General features: G+C 68.4%; 19 protein-coding genes. 14 read left to right on the forward strand and 5 right to left on the reverse strand.

Going from position 1 to position 17,741, the window contains the following annotated elements:
- Positions 1-5 precede the first annotated feature (5 nt).
- The 11 genes from L3Q65_RS46585 (at position 6) to L3Q65_RS46635 (ending at position 10,604) form a co-directional block, all read left to right on the forward strand.
- Positions 6-176, forward strand: a complete 171-nt coding sequence (locus L3Q65_RS46585) for a hypothetical protein (protein WP_037810387.1) — start codon at positions 6-8, stop codon at positions 174-176.
- Positions 177-263: 87 nt separating this feature from the next.
- The gene (locus L3Q65_RS46590; RefSeq protein WP_182895702.1) at positions 264-722 is read left to right on the forward strand and encodes a GreA/GreB family elongation factor; all 459 of its coding nucleotides are present in this window, start codon (positions 264-266) and stop codon (positions 720-722) included.
- Between the two features lie 28 nt (positions 723-750).
- Positions 751-981 carry a hypothetical protein gene (locus tag L3Q65_RS46595; RefSeq protein ID WP_067590978.1) on the forward strand — a complete coding sequence of 77 codons (231 nt, stop codon included), beginning with the start codon at positions 751-753 and terminating at the stop codon, positions 979-981.
- A gap of 148 nt (positions 982-1,129) precedes the next feature.
- Positions 1,130-1,501, forward strand: coding sequence for a hypothetical protein (locus L3Q65_RS46600; RefSeq protein WP_051728743.1), 372 nt, complete (start codon positions 1,130-1,132; stop codon positions 1,499-1,501).
- A gap of 94 nt (positions 1,502-1,595) precedes the next feature.
- Entirely contained in the window at positions 1,596-2,633 is a 1,038-nt protein-coding gene (locus L3Q65_RS46605) for an NBR1-Ig-like domain-containing protein (RefSeq protein ID WP_237598542.1), read from the forward strand.
- Between the two features lie 150 nt (positions 2,634-2,783).
- Positions 2,784-4,364: a helix-turn-helix domain-containing protein gene (locus tag L3Q65_RS46610; protein WP_237598543.1), complete on the forward strand. Its 1,581-nt coding sequence runs from the start codon at positions 2,784-2,786 to the stop codon at positions 4,362-4,364.
- Between the two features lie 52 nt (positions 4,365-4,416).
- Complete coding sequence (locus tag L3Q65_RS46615; protein ID WP_237598544.1) at positions 4,417-5,145, forward strand: TIR domain-containing protein; 729 nt, start codon at positions 4,417-4,419, stop codon at positions 5,143-5,145.
- Entirely contained in the window at positions 5,142-7,124 is a 1,983-nt protein-coding gene (locus L3Q65_RS46620) for a hypothetical protein (protein ID WP_237598545.1), read from the forward strand. Before L3Q65_RS46615 ends, L3Q65_RS46620 begins: the two co-directional genes overlap by 4 nt.
- The gene (locus L3Q65_RS46625; protein WP_237598546.1) at positions 7,121-8,614 is read left to right on the forward strand and encodes a hypothetical protein; all 1,494 of its coding nucleotides are present in this window, start codon (positions 7,121-7,123) and stop codon (positions 8,612-8,614) included. The genes L3Q65_RS46620 and L3Q65_RS46625 overlap by 4 nt, the downstream gene beginning before the upstream one ends.
- Positions 8,615-9,198: 584 nt before the next feature.
- Positions 9,199-10,026: a choice-of-anchor P family protein gene (locus tag L3Q65_RS46630; RefSeq protein WP_237598547.1), complete on the forward strand. Its 828-nt coding sequence runs from the start codon at positions 9,199-9,201 to the stop codon at positions 10,024-10,026.
- On the forward strand, positions 10,023-10,604 hold the full coding sequence (locus L3Q65_RS46635; RefSeq protein ID WP_182896925.1) for a class F sortase: 582 nt from the start codon (positions 10,023-10,025) through the stop codon (positions 10,602-10,604). The genes L3Q65_RS46630 and L3Q65_RS46635 overlap by 4 nt, the downstream gene beginning before the upstream one ends.
- Positions 10,605-10,668: 64 nt before the next feature.
- On the opposite strand, the gene L3Q65_RS46640 is transcribed toward L3Q65_RS46635, so the two are convergent.
- Positions 10,669-11,163 carry a MarR family transcriptional regulator gene (locus tag L3Q65_RS46640; RefSeq protein WP_182896926.1) on the reverse strand — a complete coding sequence of 165 codons (495 nt, stop codon included), beginning with the start codon at positions 11,161-11,163 and terminating at the stop codon, positions 10,669-10,671.
- 41 nt (positions 11,164-11,204) lie between these two features.
- A complete protein-coding gene (locus tag L3Q65_RS46645; RefSeq protein ID WP_182896927.1) occupies positions 11,205-11,447 on the reverse strand; it encodes a hypothetical protein in 243 nt (80 codons plus the stop codon).
- 103 nt (positions 11,448-11,550) lie between these two features.
- On the opposite strand from L3Q65_RS46645, the gene L3Q65_RS46650 reads away from it, so the two are divergent.
- Together L3Q65_RS46650 and L3Q65_RS46655 are read left to right on the forward strand one after the other, a co-directional pair.
- On the forward strand, positions 11,551-12,924 hold the full coding sequence (locus L3Q65_RS46650) for an FAD-binding oxidoreductase (protein WP_182896928.1): 1,374 nt from the start codon (positions 11,551-11,553) through the stop codon (positions 12,922-12,924).
- 146 nt (positions 12,925-13,070) lie between these two features.
- Entirely contained in the window at positions 13,071-14,837 is a 1,767-nt protein-coding gene (locus L3Q65_RS46655; protein WP_182896929.1) for an MFS transporter, read from the forward strand.
- On the opposite strand, the gene L3Q65_RS46660 is transcribed toward L3Q65_RS46655, so the two are convergent.
- Genes L3Q65_RS46660 through L3Q65_RS46670 form a run of 3 tightly spaced genes read right to left on the reverse strand, consistent with a single transcriptional unit; the run spans position 14,834 to position 17,024 of the window.
- Positions 14,834-15,025, reverse strand: coding sequence for a DUF1737 domain-containing protein (locus L3Q65_RS46660; protein ID WP_182896930.1), 192 nt, complete (start codon positions 15,023-15,025; stop codon positions 14,834-14,836). The genes L3Q65_RS46655 and L3Q65_RS46660 overlap by 4 nt on opposite strands.
- 50 nt (positions 15,026-15,075) lie before the next feature.
- Positions 15,076-16,434: a DHA2 family efflux MFS transporter permease subunit gene (locus L3Q65_RS46665; protein ID WP_182896931.1), complete on the reverse strand. Its 1,359-nt coding sequence runs from the start codon at positions 16,432-16,434 to the stop codon at positions 15,076-15,078.
- Positions 16,431-17,024, reverse strand: coding sequence for an NADPH-dependent FMN reductase (locus L3Q65_RS46670; RefSeq protein WP_182896932.1), 594 nt, complete (start codon positions 17,022-17,024; stop codon positions 16,431-16,433). Before L3Q65_RS46670 ends, L3Q65_RS46665 begins: the two co-directional genes overlap by 4 nt.
- A 65-nt stretch (positions 17,025-17,089) precedes the next feature.
- On the opposite strand from L3Q65_RS46670, the gene L3Q65_RS46675 reads away from it, so the two are divergent.
- Positions 17,090-17,716 (forward strand): TetR/AcrR family transcriptional regulator, encoded by a 627-nt coding sequence (locus tag L3Q65_RS46675; protein ID WP_182896933.1) that lies wholly within the window; start codon positions 17,090-17,092, stop codon positions 17,714-17,716.
- The last annotated feature ends 25 nt before the right edge of the window (positions 17,717-17,741 follow it).

The raw sequence follows: 17,741 nt of genomic DNA on the forward strand, positions 1-17,741 counted from the left end.
CGCGCGTGTCCGCCGAACCCGTCCCGCTGACCGGGGACGAGCACGCCGAACTGCTCTTCCTCCGCGCGGAGAACGCCTTGCTGCGCACCGAAAGAGACATCCTGGTGAAGGCCGCGGGCTGGTTCGCCGCCGACGCCGGCGTGCTCGACCGCCGCACCGAGCCCGAGCCCCGCTGACCGCCGCGGGACTCCTCGAAAGTCCGTGGGGGCTGGACGCCTCCTGCTAGCCCGGCCCCCACGGACGACATCCGAAAGGCACCTCTCATGTCGACCGCTTCTTCGCGTCCCTGGCTGACCGCCGACGCGCACGCCCGCCTCGCCGCGGAACTCGCCGCCCTGCAGCGCGAACCCGACCTCGACGAGGGCGCGGGCGAGCACGACCGGCTCGACCGCAGGCAGCACCGCCAGGCACGGATCCGGCAGCTCCAGGACCTGCTGCAGAACGCCGTCGTCGGCGAGGACCCGCCGGACGACGGGATCGCCGAGCCCGGGATGGTCCTGACCGTCCGCTACGACGACGGCGGGGCCGAAACCTTCCTGCTGGCCGCGCGCGACGAGGTCGGCGGCGGGCTCGAGGTCTACTCGCCGGACTCGCCGCTCGGACGGGCGCTGCACGGGGCCAAACCGGGGGAGCAGCGCGAGTACGAGGTGCCCAGCGGCGCCCTCGTGCGCGTCACCCTGGTCGAGGCTTATCCCTACGGCCGCTATCGGAACGACGGCTGAACCCCGTTTTGTGATTACCCTGACAGATGTGACCGACGAAGAGCTCATCATCGAGTTCGCCCTCGCCCGGCTCGACAACCCGAGCCTCGACCTCGAGGAGGTCGCGGCGCTGCTCGTCCGCCGCGCCGGACCGGACCGCATGCTCGACTTCGCCGCGCGCAACCTCGAGACGCGCGGCGAACTGCGCGCCGCGATGTTCGAGTCGGCGGTCGAACACGTCTTACGCGTCGTCCTGACACTGCGCGGCCCGGCTGACTGAGCCGTGGACAATTCGCTGACCTGCGTGGACAACCCCGGTCATTGACCGTGGACGGCGAGCGGTTGAGGACAAAACGGGCGGCGCGCTGGGATGAGTGCACCGGGATTTCCCGGCTGTACTCCATTCCGATTCGTCCGAGGGGACACCCATGAAGATCGGCAAGACGCTGATGGCCGCCTCCGCGCTGGGGATCGCACTCGCCGGGATCGCCGCGCCCGCCGCGTCGGCGGACACCGCGGCTCCGGCGAGCGCGCAGAGCAAGCACACCGCGAGCATCAAGTGCACGAAGCCGTCCGGGAAGAAGGCCAACTACTCCTGGGGCGACGGGTTGACGAACGTCACCGTCTACTTCAACAACCACTGTTCGCACAAGGTGTCCGCGGGCATCGTGCTGAAGGACATGGACGGCGCGCTGAGCGTCCAGTGCATGACCACCAACGGCGGCACCAGCGGCAAGAAGAAGTTCCACATCGGCGCGGACCACACGGTCGCGCGCATCCAGAAGGGCTGCAAGCTCTGAGCGCCGGTCGCTGAACCGGCGGGCGGGCCCGGGGCTGCGCCGCCCCGGGCCGCCTGGCAACCTCCAAGGGTCGATGTCGATCATTGGAGGTGTCATGAGCGAGCCCACGGCCGGGCAGCCCGGGGCCCGCCGGGGTCGCAAGCACATCGTGCCCGACGCCGGCGCGGGCCCGGTGGCCCGTTTCGCTTGCGCCCTGCTGGACCTGAAGCGGGAAGCGGGCGACCCGTCCTACGACCGCATGCGCACGGAACTCGGCGCTGCGGCGTCGAAGTCCGCTCTTTCGGCGGCCACCCGCGGCCGCGGCGCACCGTCCTGGCCGACGACCTGGGAGTTCGTCCGCAGCCTCGCCGTGACCGGCCTCGGCCGCGACGAGGAGACGGTGCGCCGCGAGTGGCTGGCGCGCTGGGAAGAGGCGGCAGGCGAGGCGACGGATTCGATCGATCGGCCCGGCGCGGGGGAGCGGACGTCGTCGGCGGACGGACCTTCTCCCGCTCCGGAACCGCTTGCTGCTGACCCGGCGATCTCCGCGCCGGAAGCGCCGCCTGCTGCACATCCGACGTCGCCCGTGCCGGAACCGGTGCCTGCTGCCGATCCGGCGATCTCCGCTCCGGCCTTCGCCGCCGAACCGGCCGCGGGCAAGACCCGCCGCTGGGGTTCGATCGCGGTCGCCGCGACGGTGCTGGTCGTCCTCGGACTCGTGGCCGCCGTCGTGGTCCTCGCCACTCCGTCCTCGCGCGACAAGGAAGCCGCCGCCCCGCACTACCCGCTGCCCGGCGACTCGTCCGGCTTCGGCGGCGACGGCCTTCCCGGCGACGTCACCTTCCCGGACGGCGCGAAAGCCCGCTACGGCCAGACGTTCACGAAGATCTGGCGGCTGAAGAACACCGGCTCGGTGCCGTGGCGCAGCCGCTACTTGCAGGTCGCCGGCGGCACCACCGTGCTGTGCCCGTCGCCGCCGCGCGTCCCGGTCCCGGACGCCGAGCCGGGGCAGCTGGTCGAGGTGAGCGTCCCGGTGACGCCGACCGGAACCGGCGTCTGCCACGTCCTGTGGAAGATGGTCGACGAACGGGGCGCGCTCGTGTTTCCGGACCGGACCGGGATTTTCTATCAGGTCACCGTCTCCGTCGAGTAGCCGAGAGCGCGGAATATTCCCCAACCGGGTTTCGGCTCGCTGTCGGGCAAGCCGCCTGACTAGGGGGTTTCCCGTTTCCCGTCGAGCAGGCGCTGGGAAACCCCTGCTTCACGCTCGTGCCGCGCTGTCGTGATCTGCAAAATCGTCGCTGTGGACGATGTCATTCAACGCACGCGAGCCGAGGATGTTTCGTGCGCTCTGAGTCGCGAAATGCGGAAAACCGCCGGAAAGCACGAGGACGACGGGACAGCTGACTGTTCCACGCCGGTGAGCGCGAGTTCGTGCGGTTTCGCGCTGACCGGCTGCCAATTCATGACTCCATCCGTTGTAAATCGCCGAGTTCGTCTGCCCATGCGGGGCTTCGCTGTGCTGGACTGTGCGAAGTGCCGCGGTGCCAGCACCGCGCGGAGGCATTTGACCAGTCCTCCGCCACGGGCATCAGGCAACGGGGAGGGACCGGTGGCGGACAGCCGCGCACAGTTCGGAGCCGAACTTCGGCGGTGGCGGACCGGAGCTGGAGTATCGCTCGCAGACCTTGCGGTCGTGGTGCACTACAGCAAGGGCTATCTGAGCAAAATCGAGAACGGGCTGAAACAAGCGCATCCCGATCTCGCGCGCCGGTGCGATGCCGAATTGGGGGCAGGAGGCCGGCTTGCTTCCTTGGCCAAAACCGGGGAGCACCGAACCGAACGGGCCGACGAGGCCGACGACGGAGAGGCCTGGATAGTGAATCTCGACGGCAGGGACGGCAGCTGGTTCCGTCCGATGGGAAGACGCGAGGCGATCGCGCTGGGCGCTGGGCTGGGGTTCAGCGTCGGGGCGCCGGCTTTGGCGCGTTCGGCAGGGGGAACGGCGCTGTCCGTGTTCCGCCTCCAGTTCGACCAGATGCGGGCTCTGGGGCAGGCCGCGAGTCCCGGCGCGGTCATCCCCACGGTCATCGCGCAGACGCACACTCTTCGCGAGCTGGCCAGGCAGGCGGTCGGCCGCGACCACTCGGAGCTTTTCCTGCTCGCTTCCCGGTTCGCGGAGTACGCGGGCTGGATGGCGCAGGAAAACGGAGACGAGCGGGCATCGCTTTGGTGGACCGATCAGGCAGTCCGCATGGCAGAATCCGGCGGAGACCGTCATCTGGCCCGCTACGCTCTCGTGCGGAAGGCAGTCGTCGCCTTGTACCAGGAGGATGCCGGGAAGACGATCGCCCTGAGCCGCGAGGCACAGGCGGGGCCGACGCCGGCGCGAATCCAAGGCCTGGCCGCGCAGTTGGAGGCGCAAGGGCATGCGCTGGCCGGCGACTACGAATCGTGCATGCGAGTACTCGACCGCGCGCGTTCGCTGCTGGTGATGCCGGACGACCGAGGCGATTCCGCTCTGCCGGTGCTGGGCGCCATGCACATCGAGGACCCGGTGGCCATGGCGGCAGGGTGGTGCTTGCTCGATCTTGGCCGCCCTCGGGAAGCCGCCGCGGTGCTCGACCGGCAACTCCCAACGGTGCCGGAGCATGCGCTGCGGACCAGAGCCCGCTACGGCGTCCGCAGAGCACTCGCATATGCGATGCAGAACGAGGTCGAACGCGCCTGTGAAATCACCGCCGAGTTGCAGGGCCCGTTGCAAGCGATCGGCTCGGCGACCGTGGCGCAGGATCTTCGCCGGTTGCGGCGGACGCTTGCCCGCTTTCACGGAAATAAATCGGTCCGAAACATCTATCCGCTGCTGACCGGGCAACTGGACTAGCCGCACCGAGTCTGTCCTTTTTGATTTCTTTGTGTATGGAGGTTTATTAGTCATGCCTGAAGTATTTGTGAACTACCGCACCGGGGACGGTGAGCAATTGGCGACGATCATCGACCAGGATTTGCGCCGTCGCTTCGGAGACGCAGCCGTTTTCAAGGATCATCGGTCGATTCAGGCAGGCGTGGTGTTCCAGAAAGCGCTGGAGAACGGCGTCTGGGGCAGCAAAGTCTTGTTGTGCGTCATCGGGCCTGCCTGGCTGACCGCCGCCGACGGGACCGGACGGCGCAAGATCGACAATCCTGAAGACTGGATCCACCGCGAGTTGGTGATGGCCTTCGATCACGGGGCGCGGGTGATCCCCGTGATCGACGAACGGGCGCAGCCGCCGCTGCCGGCCAAAGAGTTGCCCCAGCGGCTCAAGCGGCTGGCGGATCTGCAGTACCAGGTTTACCACCACCGGGATCCTGACACTGTGCTGGACCGGATCGCTCAGGATGTGCTCGATTCCGTACCTGGGCTCAAAGATCTTACTCAGCCTGTGAAGCAGGCAGGCGAATCTGCCGCACAGAACGAAGTCCATGGCGGAGGTGTAGGCGGGGTTTGGCGCGACCCGTCGATCGGGACGATCATCAGCGGCCCGGGCAACCAGTACAACGGCGACGTTTTCGGCGGTTCTCAGTTCAATGGCCCGACCCATGCCGGAACGGGCACGTTCAACAACGCACGTACCATCAACGTCGGGAAAGACGACGGCTCGGCGGAGGGCGAGGGGCGGCCTTGACCGCGAGCGAGCGCGAGTCGCCCGGCCCGTTTCCCTGGCCAGGCGCAGGCGCACCGGTCACTCAATACACCCAGATCAACAACATTGGCGCTTCCGGCCCGCACCACCGGCGCCGGCCGTTCGGCCTGCTCCACGAGTCGGATCTCGGCTGGCTCTATCGAAGGTTCGAGCCGCCGGAAGGTTTTCCGCACGCTCAGCACAAGCTGGAGAAGTGCGGGCTGGTCCTCGTCTCCGGGCCGTCCGGGGCTGGGACGCGTACCGCGGCGAAGATGCTCCTGCGCACTTACGCTGATTCCAGTCATCTGTTTCGGGTTTTGCCGACAGAGGTCGAGGAAGACGCGTTCGACCCGGAAAGCGTTGCCGACGGAGACCTGCTTCTCCTTGATCTTTCCTCGGTCGAGAGCGAGCACTATGCGAAGCTGAAGGAGAAGGCGCTTTACCTCCGGGCGCACACGAAAGCCCGATCGACCAGATTGGTGATCATCGTCGATCGAGCGGTGGAGGAGCAGTTCGAATTCGACGAGAGCCGCCAGTTCCTGGTTCCGCTGGGGCGGCCGGACCCGGCGGTGGTGCTGCGGCGGCATCTCGCCGCGGACGGGCTGTCCGGCGACCTCGATCCGGCGGAGTACCGGGCCTTCTGCGCTTCGCTGGTTTCGTCGAGCATGAACGACCTGGCACGTCTTGCCGAGAGAGCGCGGCTGCTGGCGCGAGGCGGCGAACGGCTGCTGGATCTGCTCAGGGAAGCGCAGCAGGCGGTTGCCGACCGGACTGAAGAAGCGCGGACACTCCTCGACGGCAAGAAGGACGGCGTGGTCCGCGCGCTCGCGTTGGCCGTGGCGATGCTGGAGGGCGAGCATCGCAGGGTGGTCTTCGCGGCTGCCGCCAAGCTGCTGACGCAGGTGGGGCATCCGGAGAGCGAGGTTCCGTTGCTGGAACGCAACTCGTTGTCCGGAGACCTGGGCGAGGTTGCCGCGGTGCCCGCGGACGAGCATGGCGGGATCCGGTTTCGGGAAGCCGGATACGGCGCTGCGGTCGCCGCCTACTTCTGGCGGGAATACCCGCGGTTGCACAATGTTTTCCGCGACTGGAGCGCCAGCCTCGTAGGCATGGAGGAATTGAGCAGGCGGTCCCGGCTTCGGCTGGCTGACCGGGTTGCGATCCAACTGCTCGACGCGGATCTGCACGACGACCTGGCGAAACTGGTCAGGAACTGGCCGCGGGCGCGGGATTGGCCGGACCAGGTGCAGACCGTCCTGTCGAGAAGCCTGGCACATCCGCGGCACGGCCGATTCTTCCGGCAGCAGTTCTACACGTGGGCGCGGGCGCGCGACCTGCCGGACCAGTTTGCCGCGGTGCTGGCCGATCTGTGTGCGGCGGAGATGGCGGCGGAGTACCCGGAAGAGGCGCTCACCAGGCTCAACCACTTGGTCAAGCGAAATCGGGACAGGACCGACAGCTATGCGCTGGAGCGGTTGCTCGAACTGGTCGCGAGCGATCTCCGGCTCTACCGCCGTCTCGCCTGGCGGTTGCGGCAGCATCCTCCCCGGCCGGCACGCGGGCGATCCGAGACCGAGCTGGCGCTGCGAGTGCTCAGTCCGAAGCTGGTGCTGAGCACTGACGTCCGAGGCCGCCGCTTCGGGGCCGATCCCACTGTGCGCAGGTGCGTCGAGGCGGTCTGGCGCGCGCTCATGACCAGCCTGCCCGAACGGGAATGGCAGGAGCATCTGCGTGCTTGGCTGACCGAATGCGTTGATGCGGAAGCTCCGGACTCGGCCATGCTCGTTCGCGAGGTGCTCGCCGGAGCAGGCGGCGACCCCCGGACCCTCGCCGCCGTCTATGTGACTGCCAGAGATTGGGCGCGGAGCGGTGATCGCGTTTCACACGCCCGCCTCGCGCTCCTTGTCATCCAGCTGATCAACGAAGCGCAGGGTGTGGTCGATCCGGATGCCACGCTCCGCGAGAAGAAAGGCCGATCATGACTTCATCGGACAAGGCCACGCTCTCCATCGCACTGCTTGTCTGCGCCGGTGTTCCGATCGGTATCACGGTCGCACTGGACTCTTTTCTCTGGCTTCTGCTCGTGCTTCCGCTGGCGATCATCCCGGTAGCTTTCTACAAGCGGATCAGGGCCCGGATCGCCTACGAGTCCGAGGTCGACCGGCGCATGACGGCGCATCTGGCCGCTGTGCAACCGCCCGCGCCGGAGCCGGTGCCGGAGCCGGCTCCGATTCCGTTCGAGCGGGCTGAAGTGACCGCGACAGCGTTGCCGAGCCGGTCCGAGGACTACCGGTTCCTGTTCTCGGCGACGGTGTGGTGGCGGTTGTGCCCAGAGGTGCGCGGGCCGGTGCACGCGAGTCCAGGCGCGGTAGCGATCAACGAAGTCGTGGAACGAGCGAAGGCGATCACCTCGGGTGAACTGCCTCTTGACCACGAACAGGTCCGCCATCGGCTGAACAGCGTGTTGGGCAAGGTCCAGCCGGACAGCTCCGGATTCGTCGAGGTTTCGGCTGCCGACGTGCGCCTCGATCTTGAGACTGCCGACCGGGAGCGGCTTGAGCTGTTCGCGAAGACGCGCAAGGACGCGCTGGTGTGGGAGTACGAGCGCAAGCATGAGGAAGACCGGCGGCGTTATCTCGGAGAAGATGTGCTCAGCGACACTGGCAGTGCGGTCGTCTGGTGGCTGGTGAAGCAGAACAACGACGTGGCGAATGTAGTGAAGGACATCGACACTCTCGCCGAGCTGACGGCGGCCGCCAACAACGTGCGGGCGGTGGCGGGCCGGGAGCTGGGCCACGGGCAGATGGCGTTTCCGGAGGACCTGAACGTACCCGAACGCACGCCCTCGGTCCCTGAGCCATCCCCACGGGACAGTGTGGTCGATCTCGTCGAAGCTCTGATGAACGGGATTGGCCTTGACGCAGAAGCACCCGAACGGGAGCTGCTGGCTGAACGGCTGGCCAGTTCTTTTGCCGCGGCGGGCAAACCGGACCCGGCCGACCAGGTTCGCGCGGCCTTCGGCGCGTTGGACCCGGACCCGTCGCCGTCCGGACCGGTTCAGGAGGAGCTGGCACAGGACGGCTCGGCCCAAGGAAGCTCGGCTTCCCCGGCTTACGACGATCACGCTCAGCAGGCTCAAGAAGGTGGGGCTGCGCGGGCATGGTTTGACGGGGACGAAGAAGGTGCCGACGCTGATTCTAGGTCGCCGGACGACGTCGCGGCTGTCCGAGTTCCGGACGGCAAGGCGGAGTTCGGTCGGGGCGATACGCCTGATCCGGTTTCGGACAGCGGGGGCGACGGCGCACAGCCAGGGGTTCCGGATGCGGGGCACGACAACTCGGACGGGCGGCCGGGCTCCGGCTCGCCGCACGACGGCGCGGAACCGGCTTTGCTCTGGCCGGATCCTGGTGCGCCGGGAGAGCGGACCGACCGCGTCGCCCACCCCGGGAGCTCGAGCTCGGATCAGGAGTGAGCCGCAGAGAAGAGAAGAAGGCTGGGACTGGCCGGGCCGTGTTCGCCGCGGCAGGACTGCTGGGCGAACTGGTACGGCCGGTGCGGAGCGTCGCCGCTGGTCACCGCCCCGGGCAAGAACACCGTACCCTTTTTCCCGTTCGCTCGTTCCGTTCCGCCCGATTCCATTGTGGACAATTTCCGCCCGGCCGGACCCCGGTCGCGGGACGAATTGGCGAACCGCGAATGGCGACTCGGGGAACGGTAGCGGTCACATCACGGCGAGTGTCCAATCAGTACCCTCCGCAGGATCACCCCTCCGGGTGGAGTACGGGGCAATCCGCCATCGGGGCCCCGGTTCCGGTAGCTCAGCGTGAGAAAACCCCGTCGGCGGAGCCGCGTTACATCACTCTTTAGTGGTGAAATTGCGATAATTGTGGTCACGGGAACCGGCGGGCGGGCGCGGTGCGCGACGGATCTTGCTTTGCGTTTCCAGGGCGTCTTGATAATGTCGCGCCCTGCCAGGGACCGACAGTTGTGCTCGGTCACGCGTGGATTCGGGGATCCGTGCGACGGCTCCATTCTTGATGTTCGGAAGGACAATTCATGCGTTCTGCCCTGCTGCGCGGACGGACCGTCGCGGTCGCCGTTCCCGCGCTGGCTTTGCTCGCCGCCGCCGTCGCCCCGCCGGCGCTCGCCGCCGAGGCGCCCGCCGGTTCGGCCTACGGCGCGTCCGCCTCGGTCTCGCTGCTGCCCGGCGTGCTCGGCGACAAGGGGATCACGGTCGACACCGGCAAGATCGCGCCCTCCTCGACCGAGGGCCCGGAGTCCGCGCAGGTGGTGAACGTGCCGTTGAAGGGCCTGGTCACGGCCAAGGTGATCAGCAGCTCGGCGAAGCAGGACGGCAGCAACGGCCCGGTCGACGCCAAGGCCTCGATCGTCGACGCCGCGCTCCCGGTGCTCGCCCCGCTCGCCGGTTCCACCCCCAAGGCCCGGGTGATCAGCTCCGAGTGCAAGTCCACCCCGGACGGCATCACCGCCTCGTCCGAGCTGGCCGGCCTCGACCTCGGCAAGATCGGCAAGATCCCGGTGTCGACCAAGCCGAACCAGAAGCTCGGCATCGACGGTGTGCTGCAGGTGATCGTCAACGAGCAGATCAAGCACTCCGACGGCAGCCTCACCGTGAACGCGCTGCACATCAAGCTCCTCGGCGGCGACGTCACCGGCGCGCTCGGCAAGGGCGACATCGTCCTCGCCTCGGCCACCTGCGCCAAGGTCGCGGGCAACCCGAGCACCCCGCCCACCACGCCGCCGACCACCCAGCCGAGCAAGCCGGGCACCCCGCCCGCCGAAGGCCCCGGCCAGGTCAAGGTCGTGCCGGTCGGCGCGCCGGAGACCGGCGACGGCACGCTGGCCGCGGTGACCGCCCGGTGACGCGTTCCCGGTTCGGGCTTTTCGCGCTCCTGCTGGCTTTCGTCGCGAACTTCGCCCTGCTGGGCTGCGGTTCGGCGGATACTCCGCCCGCGGCAGGCCCGGCGAGTTCCGCGGCGGCCGCGCAGCAGGTCGCGGACCCGGTCTCGCTCGACGTTCCCAGCATCTCCGCGCATTCGTCGCTGGTGCCGCTCGGCCTCAACGACGACAAGACCGTCCAGGTGCCGCCGGTGGACCAGCCGCTGCAGGCGGGCTGGTACCACTTCGGACCCAAGCCGGGCCAGGTCGGACCGGCGGTCGTCCTCGGGCACATCGACGGCAACCACCAGAAGGGCATTTTCTGGCGGCTGCACGAGATGAAGAAGGGCGACAAGGTCATCATCGGGCGCAAGGACGGATCGACGGCCTCGTTCACCGTGACCAAGGTGGACCAGATCGCGAAGAAGACGTTCCCCACCGAAGCCGTGTACGGCAACACGTCTGACTCGCAGATCCGCCTGATCACGTGCGGCGGCGCGTTCGACGCCGAGAAGAAGAGCTATCTCGACAACATCATCGTGTACGGCACGCTCGACAGCTGAGCAGTGCCGACGGATACCGGGGCCTCGTCGTTTCGCGCTCGGGCGAAGCGGCGGGGCCCTGCCGTCATTCCCCGGAAAGTTCGTGGGTCGCGGCCCGGCCCGCTTCGGCGGTGCGGCGCAGGAATCCGGCGATCAGCATGAGTTCTTCTTCGGTGTACCCGGCGCACAGGTCGTCCATCGCCGAGTTCATCCCGCCGTACACGCGAAACAGTTCCTGCGTGCGTCCCGGCACCGCCCGCACGGTGACCGCGCGCCGGTCGGCGGCGTCGGGATCCCGTTCGCGCACCACCCAGCCGCCGCGCTGCAGGCGGTCGAGGATGCCGGTCACGGTCGCCGGGTGCAGGCCGGCGCGGCGGGCGAGCGCGCTCGGGCTCAGCGGTCCGGCGGAGGAGATCAGTTCGAGGCAGTCGAGGTCGACGTCCTTGAGCTTCAGCCGTCCGCCGACCTGGTGGTTCAGCAGCGACAGCTGATTGCGCAGTTCCCGCAGCGACTCCTTGAGGGCCACTGTGGTGCGCCGCCTGCGCCGCGCCGTCTCCGTTCCGGATGCTCCGGACGCCATCTGCTCCGCCCTCCCGTTTCTCGCTGGTCAGCGTAGCCGGGTCAAGCGGCGGCGAGCAGCGCTTCCCCGGCCGGCGTCAGCACGGCGGGCACCGGCTGCCCGAACAGCCCGGGTTCCTTCGCGCGCAGCAGACCGGCGTGCGCCAGCGCGTGCGCGGTGAACTGGTCGCTGCACGGCAGGCCGTCCACGAACAGGTCCGGTTCGCAGCTGCAGGTCAGCCGTCCGCGCCCGGCGGCGACGGCACGCAGCATCGAGATCCCGCGGCGAGTGACGGTGGTGTTCATGGCTGCCTCCTCGAAGCTCGCTCTCACCGATACGTCGAACGAGCCGCGCGGATTTCGACCTAACCTGACGGGGAAAGCCGACCGGAAGAACGCGGGAGCCCCCATGCTGATCGACGACCTGCACACCGTCCTGCCGGACGACCGGATCGTGCGGGACCCCGATGTGCTGCGCAGCTTCGCGCACGACGAGGCGGAGTGGGCCCCGTACGGCGAACCGGCGGTCCTGGTCCGCCCGCGCACCGCGGACGAGGTGCAGGCGATCGTGCGGCAGTGCATCAACCACGGCACACCGGTGGTGCCGCGCGGCGCGGGAACCGGGCTGTCCGGCGGGGCGAACGCGCTCGCCGGATGCGTGGTGCTGGCGACCGACCGGATGACCGCGATCAAGGAGATCGATCCGGTGGAGCGGCTCGCCGTCGTCGAACCCGGGGTGGTCAACGACGATCTGCGGGCGGCTTGTGCGGAACACGGGCTGTGGTATCCGCCGGACCCGGCCAGTTCGCCGTGGTCGACGATCGGCGGCAACGTCGCGACCAACGCGGGCGGCGTGTGCTGCGTGAAGTACGGCGTGACCCGCGACTACGTGCTCGGGTTGCAGGTCGTCACCGGCACCGGCGAGCTCGTGCGGCTCGGCCGCCGGACTGCGAAGGGCGTGGCTGGGTACGACCTCGCCGGGCTGATGGTCGGTTCGGAGGGAACGCTTGGCGTCATCACCGAAATCACCGTGCGGCTGCGGGCGAAACGCGCGCCGGAGGCGACCGTCGCGGGCTACTTCGACTCGACGGTCGCGGCGGGGGAGGCGGCAGCGGCGATCCGCGCGGCGGGGATCGTCCCGTCGGCGCTGGAGCTGGTGGACCGGCATTGCCTGGCCGCGGTCGACGCGTGGAAGAACATGGGCTTGTCCGCCGACGCGAACGTGGTGCTGCTCGGCCGCAGCGACGTGCCGGGCGGGCACGAGGCCGCGGTGATGGTGGAGTGCTTCGAGAAGGCGGGCGCGACCTGGGCCGCGCAGTCGACCGACGAGGCCGAAGCGGACGCGTTGTTCGCGGCCCGGCGGCTGGCGTACCCGGCGCTCGAACGGCTCGGCCCGGTGCTCACCGAGGACGTCTGCGTGCCGACGCATCTGGTGCCGGAAATGCTCGCCCGGATCGATTCGGCGGCGCAGCGGCACAATACGCAAATCGCCAATATCGCGCATATCGGCGACGGGAATCTGCATCCGCTGCTGATTACGCCGACCGGGGACGACGCCGCGCAGCGCCGCGCGCAGGCCGCGTTCGACGACATCGTCGCCGACGCGCTCGAACTCGGCGGGACGGTGACCGGCGAGCACGGGGTCGGCCTGCTGAAGCGCCCCGGCCTGGAAAAAGAGCTGGGACCAGCGGTTCTCGACCTGCACCACGCCGTCAAGAACGCCCTCGACCCGCACGGGATCCTCAATCCCGGAAAGGTTGTCGGAGGTCCTGCTCAGCGGTAACTCGACCGAGTGAAAGTAAATAGTCCACAAAGGATAGTCATCCGTTTGTGACCCTTGTCTCCCAGTCGTTTTCTTTTGTTGGTTGCCTGCCGCAACCAACTTGCTTAGCCTAGCTAAGGGAACGGCTGGGAGAGGGGTTTTCGACTGTGGCGGAGCGCAGGACGTATTCGATCGCGGAACTCGGTCCGCGGTACAAGTGGATCGCGCTGTCCAACACGACGCTCGGGATGCTGATCGCGACGATCAACTCGTCGATCGTGCTGATCGCGCTGCCCGACATCTTCAAGGGCATCGGCATCAACCCGCTGGAGCCGTCGAACACGAGCTACCTGCTGTGGATGATCATGGGATTCCTCGTGGTCACCGCGGTGCTGGTGGTGGCGTTCGGCAGGCTCGGCGACATGTACGGCCGGGCCAGGATGTACAACCTCGGCTTCGCCGTCTTCACCGTTTCCTCGATCATGCTGGCGATCACCTGGTTCGACGGCGACGCGGCCGCGTTGTGGCTGATCGGCTGGCGGATCGTGCAGGGCGTCGGCGGCGCGTTCCTGATGGCGAACTCGTCGGCCATCCTCACCGACGCCTTCCCGGCCAACCAGCGCGGGCTCGCGCTCGGCATGAACGGCGTCGCGGCCATCGCGGGCTCGTTCCTCGGCCTCGTCGTCGGCGGCGTGCTCGCGCCGGTGAACTGGAACCTGATTTTCCTGGTGTCGGTGCCCTTCGGCGTGATCGGCACGGTGTGGGCCTACGTCAAACTGCACGACACCGGTGTCCGCCAGCACGCGAAAATGGACTGGTGGGGCAACATCACCTTCGCGGTCGGCCTCATCGCGGTCCTGGTCGGGATCACTTACGGAATCCAGCCGTACGGCACGTCGCAGACCGGCTGGGGCAGCCCGATGGTGCTGTCCTGCCTGATCGGCGGGGTCGCGGTGCTGATCGCGTTCGTGGTGATCGAGACGAAGGTGCCCAACCCGCTGTTCCGGCTGTCGCTGTTCCGGATCCGCTCGTTCAGCTGGGGCAACCTGGCGAACCTGACCGCGTCCCTCGGCCGCGGCGGGCTGCAGTTCGTGCTGATCATCTGGCTGCAGGGAATCTGGTTGCCGCAGCACGGTTTCACCTTCGAGCAGACGCCGCTGTGGGCCGGGATCTACATGCTGCCGCTGACCATCGGCTTCCTGGTGGCCGCTCCGACGTCCGGCATCCTGTCCGACCGCATCGGCAGCCGCGCGCTCGCCTCCGGCGGCCTGGTCATCACCGCGCTCACGTTCCTGTTGCTGACGCTGCTGCCGGTGAACTTCGACTACTGGGCGTTCGCCGGGATCCTGCTGCTCAACGGCATCGGCATGGGAATGTTCTCCTCGCCGAACCGGGCCGAGGTGATGAACAGCCTTCCCGCCGACGCGCGAGGTTCCGGCGCGGGCATGATGACGACCTTCCAGAACGCGGCGATGGTGCTGTCGATCGGCTTCTTCTTCAGCCTGATCATCGCGGGTCTCTCGGACCACCTGCCGATCGCGATGTCGCAGGGCCTGACCGAACACGGCGTTCCCGCGGCGGCCGCACAGCAGGTCGCCCACCTGCCCGCGGTCGCGGTGCTGTTCGCGGCGTTCCTCGGGTACAACCCGATCCAGCAGCTGCTGGGCGGCCAACTGGGAAGTCTGCCCGCGGACCAGGCGAGCTTCCTGACCGGACGCAGTTTCTTCCCGAACCTGATCTCGGGCCCGTTCCAGGACGGCCTCGCGGTGGCGTTCGGCTTCGCGATCGTGGTGTGCCTGATCGGCGCGGTGGCGTCGCTGCTGACGAAGGACACGAAGAAGTCGCCGGAGTCGGTCGGCGAGGAACTGGCCGCGGTGGCCGGGGAATCCGGGGGCGGGCCTAGCGAGCTGGTTTCTCCCCGGAGCGACCGCTAGCGACTTCCGGCTTCCGGCCACAGCACGGCTTGGGCGACGATCACGTTCTCGCCGTTGAAGGTCAACGCGGGGCCCTCGTGCAGGCGATAGCCGAGCGCGAGGGCCTCGCTGACCCGGCGGCAGAAGGCGGCGTCGTCGGGACCGGTGAGGACTCGGTAGACGGGAAGACCGTCTGGAGGTTGGCTCATGCGGTCATGATGTCGTGAGTGGCGGCGCCGGTTCTAACCGGCGCCGCCACTCACGAGGCCCTCCGCACCGACAACGCCGTCGCCAACGACCCCACCGCCCCCACGCTGATCGCCGCGAACCCCATCCGGAACGCCGTGTCGAGGTCTGGCAACCGTCCGGCGATCAGCACCGCGAACACCGCACCCCCGAGCGATCCGCCCACTCGCAGCAGGATCGTCACCTGCGCAGCAGCATCCGGAAGCCGCGACGGTTCCACAGTCTTATACGCCGCGATCCCCATCGGCATGCTCACCAACGCTACCGAGGCCCCATACCCCGCAAGCAAAACCTGCACCACCACGCCAGGCGCATCCACCGGCAGAAACGCGAACGGCACCGTGCTCACCACCGCCAGCACCGCGCCCGCCAACGCGACTGGCGCGGCACCGTAACGATCCACCGCCCTCCCCGTCACCGGAGCGATCGCCGCCGTGGCACCGGCGAAGCCGAGCAAACTCAGCCCAGTGTCAACGAAATCCAGATGCCGACCCAGCTGAAAGTACAGCGTCACGACAATCCCGCTGCCGAAGATCAGTGCACCGTTGAACGCGGCGGCCAGGCTTGCCGCCCGGTAAAGCCGGTTGCGGTAGAGGGAAAAGTCCAGCAGCGGGCGCGGATGCCGACGGCACCGCAGCACGAACCAAACCAGCAAAACGAGACCAGGCGCCAAAATCGGCCATTCGAGCCGTCCAGTGTCGCCCCACGTCGTGACGGTGTACAGGACCAGCGGCAGTCCGGCGGCGATCAGGGCCAGGCCGGCGAAATCGATCCCGCCGGTGGTCTCCCGGGAGCCGCGGGGCACGTAGCGGAGACCGAGAAACAGGCCGGCCGCCCCGATCGGCAGGTTGATCAGGAACAGCCACGGCCACGAAAGCCCGTGCAGGATCAGGCCTCCGGCGAGCGGGCCGAGCGCGGGTGCGACGCTCACCGCGATCCCGAGCGTCGCCATGACCCGACCGAGCCGCGCGGCGCCGACCTGTTGTCCCAGAACGGTTTGCCCGGCCGGGATCAGAACGCCCCCGGCCAAGCCTTGCAGGAACCGGAACGCGATGAGCGCCACGACATCCGGGGCGACAGCGCACAGTCCGGACGCGACGGTGAACGCGGCGAGGGAGAAAAGCCAAACCCGGCCGGCGCCGAAGCGCCGGGCGAGCCAGCCGGTCAACGGAAGCGACAGGGCGAGCGCGAGCAGGTAACCGCTCGCGACCCATTGCGTCACTGAGAGATCCGCGCCGAGGTCGCTGCTGATCGAGTCGAGGCCGATCGTCACCACGGACGCGTCGAGTCCGCTGGCGAACGCGCCGAACACGATGATCCAGCAGATCCGCCAGGTCGCGCGGTCAATCGGGGCGGCGACGGTGGTGGTCACTGCGATACCCGCAGGGTGCGCAGTGCGGTCGACCAGTCGACAAGTTCCCCCAGCATCCGCGTCAGGATGCCTTCGTGGTGGTCGGCGGGCGCGAAGGTGCCGGGCTCGGCCATGTCGGGGATGACGAAATCGGTGAACAGCCCCAGCGCGACCTGCGAGCGCACGCAGGCGACCTTCACCTCGGCGAGCGTCAGCCGCAGGTGTTCCACCGCGCGCGTGCCGCCGTTGGTTCCGTAGCTGACGAAACCGGCGGCTTTGTCGGCCCACTCGGAAAACAGGAAGTCGATGGCGTTCTTGAGCGCCGCGGGCATGGAGTGGTTGTACTCGGGGGTCACGAAAACGAAGCCGTCGAAGCTGCCGACGAGCCGCGCCCAGCGCTGGGTGTGGTCGTTGCGGTAGCCGCCGATCGCGGCGGGCATCGGTTCGTCCAGGAACGGCAGGTCGATTTCGGCGAGGTCGAGCACCCGCACCTCGGCCCGGTCGCCGAGGAAGGCGGCGGCGCGGGCGCGGGTCCATTCCGCGACCTGCGTGGCCCGGCGGCCCGGGCGGGTGCTTCCGGAGACGACGGCGATGCGCAGCGGAGAAGTCATGCCCCGAAGGTACAACGCTCGTTGTAGTTTTTGCAACGACCGTTGTACTTCGGCATACTGAGCCGGTGCGGACGGACAAACAACGTGCTCTGCTCGACGGCGCCCTGCGGGTGTTCGCGCGGGACGGCTACTCGCGCGCCAGCATCGACGTGCTCGCGGCCGAGGCGGGCGTGTCGTCACGGACGATTTACAACCACTACGGCGACAAGGCCGGGCTCTTCCGAGCGGTGATCCTGGACAGTTCGGACCGGGTCGCGGAGCGGCAGATCGGGGTCGCGGACAAACTGCTCGGCCGGATCGCCGACCTGGAGGCCGACCTCGTCGAGTTCGGCCTCCAGTGGGCGAAACGCGATCCGGAAACCGAACCGCACTGGGCGCTGGTGCGCCAGATCCAGGCCGACCTGGACCACATCGACCCGGAGACGGTCGCGGCGTGGAAGGAGCGCGGCCCGACCCGCGTGCGGCGGGCGCTGGCCGGGCATCTCCGCGGGCTCGCCGCGGAAGGCCACCTCGAATTGGAAGACCCGTCGCTGGCCGCGGTGCACCTCGTGCAGCTCACCGCGGGCAGCGCCGCCGCGGCCGAACCGGGGGAGGACTGGGAAACGGTGATCCGGTCCGGCGTCGGCGTTTTCCTGCGCGCTTACGCGCCGGGCGGGACCAGCCGAAGCCGGCCGAGCGGCCGCCGGTCGTGAGCGGCGATGCCGGCATCGCCACGCA

Origin of the sequence: Amycolatopsis sp. FU40 (assembly GCF_021903635.1) — a bacterium.
In the GTDB taxonomy this organism is placed as follows: domain Bacteria; phylum Actinomycetota; class Actinomycetes; order Mycobacteriales; family Pseudonocardiaceae; genus Amycolatopsis; species Amycolatopsis dendrobii.